The sequence below is a fragment of the Streptomyces sp. SID3212 genome, from assembly GCF_009865405.1.
GTDB lineage: Bacteria > Actinomycetota > Actinomycetes > Streptomycetales > Streptomycetaceae > Streptomyces.
In genome coordinates, this window is record NZ_WWJY01000952.1 from 1 (window position 1) to 6,548 (window position 6,548).

The 6,548-nt window shown below is 72.1% G+C and carries 4 protein-coding genes and 1 pseudogene; all 5 read left to right on the forward strand.

Annotation, left to right across the window (positions count from 1 at the left end; all coding sequences use genetic code 11):
- Nucleotides 1-364 precede the first annotated feature (364 nt).
- Nucleotides 365-1,513: an S-methyl-5-thioribose-1-phosphate isomerase gene (gene mtnA, locus GT042_RS28450; RefSeq protein ID WP_161311577.1), complete on the forward strand. Its 1,149-nt coding sequence runs from the start codon at nt 365-367 to the stop codon at nt 1,511-1,513.
- A 16-nt stretch (nt 1,514-1,529) separates the two neighbouring features.
- On the forward strand, nt 1,530-2,207 hold the full coding sequence (mtrA, locus tag GT042_RS28455) for a two-component system response regulator MtrA (protein WP_003968748.1): 678 nt from the start codon (nt 1,530-1,532) through the stop codon (nt 2,205-2,207).
- A 1-nt stretch (nt 2,208) separates the two neighbouring features.
- A complete protein-coding gene (gene mtrB, locus GT042_RS28460; protein WP_161311578.1) occupies nt 2,209-4,281 on the forward strand; it encodes an MtrAB system histidine kinase MtrB in 2,073 nt (690 codons plus the stop codon).
- Between the two features lie 28 nt (nt 4,282-4,309).
- Nucleotides 4,310-6,124 (forward strand): LpqB family beta-propeller domain-containing protein, encoded by a 1,815-nt coding sequence (locus GT042_RS28465; RefSeq protein ID WP_345943957.1) that lies wholly within the window; start codon nt 4,310-4,312, stop codon nt 6,122-6,124.
- Nucleotides 6,125-6,193: 69 nt separating this feature from the next.
- Nucleotides 6,194-6,548: pseudogene (locus tag GT042_RS28470) on the forward strand (ComF family protein); the annotation flags it as partial.

Genomic DNA, 6,548 nt, shown 5'->3' on the forward strand with positions numbered 1-6,548 from the left:
CCGGGGGTCTGGGCGCTGGGCGGGGACCACTGGCCGGCGGGCGGCTGGGTCTTGGACCACTTGGAGGGAGTACCGGTGTCGTCGGCGGGCTCGGCCGGCCGCGGAACGGAAGCGTCCTGGCCGTCGGACGGGGCGGATCCGGGCGAGGCCCAGCCCGGAGTGTCGTTCACGGTCGTCCACCTCGTGGCTTGGTTGTGGGGCCGGCTCGGCGAGTCGGCGCTTCGAAGGTGCCTGTCCGCGGTACGGGACGGCGGGCTGGCAGCCATCGTGCCACGCGTCGCCCGTTGGTGGACCTGGGGTTGTATCTCCTTCTCACCTCGATTCCTGCCTTCATTGTGGGTGGTGCAGCGGGCAGACTGGGCGGATGGCTGATCAGTACGTACCAACCCCGGCCGGCCCCGAGCCGTCCATGCTTCCGTCGATCCGCTGGGACGAGCCGCCGGAGGGACCGGTTCTGGTCCTTCTGGACCAGACGAGACTTCCGGTGGAGGAGGCCGAGCTGGTCTGCACGGACGTGCCCGCGCTGGTGCGGGCGATCCGGACGCTGGCGGTGCGCGGGGCGCCGCTCCTGGGGATCGCGGGTGCCTACGGTGTGGCGCTGGCCGCCGTGCGGGGTTTCGACGTGGAGGACGCGGCGGAGATCCTGGCGCAGGCGCGGCCCACCGCGGTGAACCTCGGGTACGGGGTGCGGCGGGCCCGGGACGCGTACCGGGCGGCGGCCGACGGGGGTGCCGATCTGGAGCGGGCGGCCGCGGCGGCGCTCGCCGAGGCCAGGCTGCTGCACCGGGAGGATGCCGAGGCCAGCGCGCAGATGGCGCGGTTTGGGCTTACGCTCCTCGATGAGTTGCTGCCAGGTGGCAACCACCGGATCCTGACCCACTGCAACACCGGGGCGCTCGTCTCCGGCGGGGAGGGCACCGCGTTCGCCGTGGCGCTGTCGGCCCACCGGGCCGGCCGGTTGCGGCGGCTGTGGGTGGACGAGACTCGTCCGCTGTTGCAGGGTTCCCGGCTGACGGCGTACGAGGCGGCGCGCAGCGGGATGGCGTACACCTTGCTGACGGACAACGCCGCTGGTTCGCTCTTCGCGGCGGGAGAGGTCGACGCCGTCCTCATCGGTGCGGACCGGATCGCGGCCGACGGTTCGGTGGCGAACAAGATCGGGAGCTATCCGCTCGCGGTGCTGGCGGCATATCACCATGTGCCGTTTGTCGTGGTCGCCCCGACCACGACGATCGACCTCGGTACCCCGGACGGGGCGTCGATCGAGGTGGAGCAGCGACCGGGGCAGGAAGTGACGGAGCTCACGGCGCCGCAGACGGCGGTGGCGGGAGTGGAGGTGGGGAGTGGGATGCCGGTGGCGCCGCTGGGAACGCAGGCGTACAACCCGGCGTTCGACATCACGCCCCCTGAACTGGTGACGGCGATCGTCACCGAATACGGCGCGCTGTCCCCGGTGACCGGGGACGGAATCGCGGAGCTGTGTGCCAGGTCACGCCGGGTAACGATTAGATAAATGGGATGATGTCGATATGAAGGGACGCGTCCTTGTCGTCGATGACGACACCGCACTGGCCGAGATGCTCGGGATTGTGCTGCGTGGTGAAGGGTTCGAACCGTCGTTCGTAGCGGACGGTGACAAGGCGCTGGCCGCCTTCCGTGAGGCCAAGCCGGATCTGGTGCTGCTGGATCTCATGCTGCCCGGCCGTGACGGTATCGAGGTGTGCCGGCTGATCAGGGCCGAGTCCGGGGTGCCGATCGTGATGCTCACCGCCAAGAGCGACACGGTCGACGTCGTGGTCGGGCTGGAGTCGGGGGCCGACGACTACATCGTCAAGCCGTTCAAGCCCAAGGAGCTGGTGGCCCGTATCAGGGCACGGCTGCGGCGCTCCGAGGAGCCCGCGCCGGAGCAGCTGACCATCGGCGATCTGGTGATCGACGTGGCGGGTCACTCGGTGAAGCGGGAGGGGCAGTCGATCGCCCTGACGCCGCTCGAGTTCGATCTGCTGGTCGCGCTGGCCCGTAAGCCGTGGCAGGTGTTCACGCGTGAGGTGCTCCTGGAGCAGGTGTGGGGATACCGGCACGCGGCCGACACCCGGCTGGTGAACGTGCATGTCCAGCGGTTGCGCTCCAAGGTCGAGAAGGACCCGGAGCGCCCGGAGATCGTGGTGACCGTCCGGGGCGTCGGTTACAAGGCAGGGCCGAGCTGACATGACCGGCGGCAGCGCTGCTCCGAAGCCCGGGGAGCCGGGAGTCCGTGCGGGGCGGGCTGCCGGGCCGGGGCGTGCGTTCGCGCGCTTCGGCCGGCTGTTCCGGGACGGCCGGCTGCTCCAGGACGGCTCGCCGGGCGGGCCTGTGCTGCGGTTGCTGGTGAGGTGGGTGCGGCGTCCGCTGTTGCCCGCCGTACGGCTCTGGCGGCGCAACATCCAGCTGCGGGTGGTCGCGGCGACGCTGCTGATGTCGCTGGGTGTGGTGCTGCTGCTCGGGTTCGTGGTGATCGGGCAGATGCGCAACGGTCTGCTCGAAGCCAAGGAGAAGGCGGCGCAGAGCCAGGCGGCCGGCGGTTTCACGGTGGCCAAGGAGATCGCCGACGCGCCGTCGGCGCCCGGCAAGCAGGGGGCCGACGGTTCCGGCGGTGTCCAGGGGAAGAACTCGGTGAACTGGCGGACCGAGCTGGTCGAGCAGCTGGCCAGTGGCGGTCCCGGTGCGTTCAACGTGGTGGCGCTGAGCGCCGACTCGCAGGACGACGCGGTGTCCACCAGCCGTGCGCCCCGCGCGTCGAACGGGGTGGACTTCACCAGCATCCCGGCGGATCTGCGCGACGAGGTGGCCAGGGGCACCGAGCCCTTCCAGGTGTACGCGCAGATCCGGTACACGGATGCCACGGAGGCGCGGGCGCCGGAGCCGGGGCTGGTGATCGGCAAGCGGCTGAACGACCCCGACGGCAAGGCGTACGAGCTGTACTACCTCTTCCCGCTGACGCAGGAGGAGCAGTCGCTGAACCTGGTCAAGGGCACGCTCGCCACCGCGGGGCTGTTTGTGATCGTGCTGCTCGGGGCCATCGCCTGGCTGGTGGTGCGCCAGGTCGTCACGCCGGTGCGGATGGCCGCGGGGATCGCGGAGCGGCTCTCCACGGGCCGGCTCCAGGAGCGGATGAAGGTCACCGGTGAGGACGACATCGCCCGGCTCGGTGAGGCCTTCAACAAGATGGCGCAGAACCTCCAGCTCAAGATCCAGCAGTTGGAGGAGCTGTCCCGCATGCAGCGGCGTTTTGTCTCCGACGTGTCGCACGAGCTGCGGACGCCGCTGACGACCGTACGGATGGCCGCCGATGTCATCCACGACGCGCGCGCCGACTTCGATCCGGTGACGGCCCGCTCGGCGGAGCTGCTCGGGGACCAGCTGGACCGCTTCGAGTCGCTGCTCTCGGACCTGCTGGAGATCAGCCGCTTCGACGCGGGGGCCGCCGCGCTGGAGGCGGAGCCGATAGACCTGCGGGAGGTCGTACGCCGGGTCATCGGCGGGGCGGCGCCGCTGGCCGAGCACAAGGGAACCCGGATCCGGGTTCTCGGGGACGGGCAGCCCGTCGTGGCCGAGGCCGATGCCCGCCGCGTCGAGCGGGTGCTGCGGAACCTGCTGGTCAACGCGGTCGAGCACGGCGAGGGCAAGGACGTGATCGTGCGCATGGCGGTGGCCGGCGGCGCGGTCGCGGTCGCGGTGCGCGACTACGGGGTGGGGCTCAAGCCCGGCGAGGCGACGCGGGTGTTCAACCGTTTCTGGCGGGCTGACCCGGCCCGTGCCCGTACCACCGGCGGCACCGGGCTGGGGCTGTCGATCGCCGTGGAGGACGCGCGGCTGCACGGTGGCTGGTTGCAGGCCTGGGGCGAGCCGGGCGGCGGATCGCAGTTCCGGCTGACGCTGCCGCGTACGGCGGACGAGTCGCTGCGCGGCTCGCCGATACCGCTGGAGCCCGAGGATTCGCGGCGCAACCGTGAGCGGGCCGCCGCCGAGCAGCGCTCCGAACAAGCGCAGCGGCTGATGAGCGTGCCGTCGCAGCCGCGCGGGGACCGTTCCGCGCTGCCCGTACCGCCCCATCTTGCGGCGCAGCCTCCCACCGGGGCGGCGGTCGATCCGACGGCCCTGCCGGGCAGCGGCGCGCGGGTGGTGGCGCGGCCGGCGGGCGAGCGGCCCGCCGACGGCGACGGCGACGACGTACTGAGTGACGCGGCCGGAAATGACGCACCGCGCAAGGCTTCGGAGCGGGAGGACACACGTGGGCGCTGACCGCGGCCGTCACGGCCGGGCAGGTGCGGTGAGGGTGCCCGTGGTGCTGGGGACCGCCGCTCTGCTGCTGGCGGGATGTGCGTCGATCCCGGACAGCGGGGACGTGGAGCCGGTGAAGGCGTCCCCGCGCGGGGGTGAGTCGCAGGTGCGCGTGTACGCGGTGCCGCCGCGCGCGAAGGCCGCTCCCGACGAGATCGTGGACGGCTTCCTGGAGGCCATGACCAGTGACGATCCCGACTTCGCGATGGCCAGGAAGTACCTGACGGACCAGCGGTCCAAGGCCTGGCAGCCGGAGGCCGGTACGACGGTGCTGCGGGACGCGCCCGCGGCGGCGGCGCCCAAGCAGCCGGACGGCGCGGAGCCGTCCGGGAAGACGTTCCAGCTGTACGGCGACCAGATCGCCGATGTGGACTCCACGCACTCGTACGAGCAGGTCGCGCCGGTCCCGTACACGGGCACGATCCATCTGGTGCAGCAGAACGTCGGCTCCGAGGGCAAGGAGTGGCGGATCGACGACCTGCCGCAGGGGCTGGTGCTCGGGGAGTCGGACTTCCAGCGGAACTACCGCTCGGTGAACAAGTACTACTTCGCCTCGGGGGAGAGCTGGCTGGTGGCCGATCCGGTCTACATCCGGCAGCGAATAGACCCCACGACGCGGATGGACCCGGTCACGCAGGCGGTGAAGGCGCTGCTGGACGGGCCGACGAACTGGTTGAAGCCGGTGGTGGATTCGCCGTTCCCGACCGGTACGGCGTTGCGGAAGGGCACCCGGACGCTGGAGTTCGACGACCGGAACGGGCTGAAGGTGCCGCTGAACGACAAGGCGGCCAAGGCGGGTCCCGACCAGTGCCGGAAGATGGCGGCGCAACTGCTCTTCACTTTGCGGGACCTGACGTCCACCCCGGTGGGGCGGGTCGAGCTGCAGGCGAACGGTTCCTCGCTCTGTGTCCTCGACGGCGACCAGGCCGAGGAGTTCGCCCCGGACCACAGCGCGGGCCGGGCCGACACGCCGTACTTCGTCGACCAGGAGGGGCGGCTGTCGCTGCTGGCGTCCGGCGGCGACGGTTCTTCCGAACAGAGCCGGGTCAGGGGGCCGTTCGGCGACGGCACGGTGAAGCTCGACTCGGTCGCGGTGGCCAGGGACGAGCGGCGCGCGGCGGCGGTGACCAACGGTTCCAAGTCGCTGTACGTGGCGCCCGTGATGGCGGCGGGCGAGCTGGGGCAGCCGCTGGTGACCAGTCAGGGCGTCGGTGCCAAGGACCGGTTGTCCGCGCCGAGCTGGGACGGGCACGGCGACCTGTGGGTCGCGGACCGCGATCCCGCCAAGCCGCGGCTGCTCCGGCTGGCGGACGGCGCGGGGACCCCGCAGGAGGTCACGGTCGACGGTCTCGGCGGCGCGCGGGTGGAGGCGCTGCGGGTGTCGGCGGACGGGGTGCGGATCGCGCTGCTGCTGTCCAAGGACGGGCGGACCACCCTCCAGATCGGCCGGGTGGAGCGGCACGGCTCGGGCGCAGACACGCAGGTGTCCGTGGTGGAACTACAGGCGGCGGCCCCGCAGATGGACACGGTCACCGCCGTGTCCTGGGCGGGTCCCAGCCGGCTGGTGGTGGTCGGCAAGGAGGCCGGCGGGGTCCAGCAGGTGCGCTACCTCCAGACCGACGGGTCGACGTCGGCGGCGAGCGTGCTGCCGGGGCTGAACCAGGTGACGGCGATCGCGGCGGCGGACGACGAACAGCAGCCGCTGGTCGCCGATTCCGAGGACGCCGGGATCGTACGGCTGCCCACCGGCGCGAACTGGCAGACGGTCGTGCCGGCCGGCTCCTCGCCCGTCTACCCGGGCTGAGCGGACTTTGCCCGATCTGGTTGTCCACAGGGGTGGCCGGGTGCCTCCGGCGTTGGCACAGTGAGTGCCATGCGGGGGTGGTGGCGGGAGATCACCGGCCTGGTGCTTCCGGTCGCCTGTGGCGGCTGCGGCAGCCCCAGGACACCGCTGTGCGAGGACTGCCGGCGGGCGCTGTACGGGATGTGGCCGTGCCGGGTCAGACCGGTGCCCGAACCGCCCGGGCTGCCGGCCGTGCACGCCGCCGCGCCCTACGAGGACGCGGTACGGGCGGTGCTGCTGGCGCACAAGGAGCGCGGCGCGCTCGGGCTGGCCGGTCCGCTGGGCAGGGCGCTGGCGGGCGCCGTACAGGCCGCTGTGCCGCCCGGTACGGGCGTGGGACCGCTGCTGCTCGTCCCGGTGCCGTCGTCCCGGCGCGCGGTCGGTG

What these genes read in the sequence shown, in the direction of transcription:
- mtnA (WP_161311577.1), top strand. Translation starts at nt 365, where the DNA reads ATGGCTGATCAGTACGTACCAACCCCGGCCGGCCCCGAGCCGTCCATG.
- mtrA (WP_003968748.1), top strand. Translation starts at nt 1,530, where the DNA reads ATGAAGGGACGCGTCCTTGTCGTCGATGACGACACCGCACTGGCCGAG.
- mtrB (WP_161311578.1), top strand. Translation starts at nt 2,209, where the DNA reads ATGACCGGCGGCAGCGCTGCTCCGAAGCCCGGGGAGCCGGGAGTCCGT.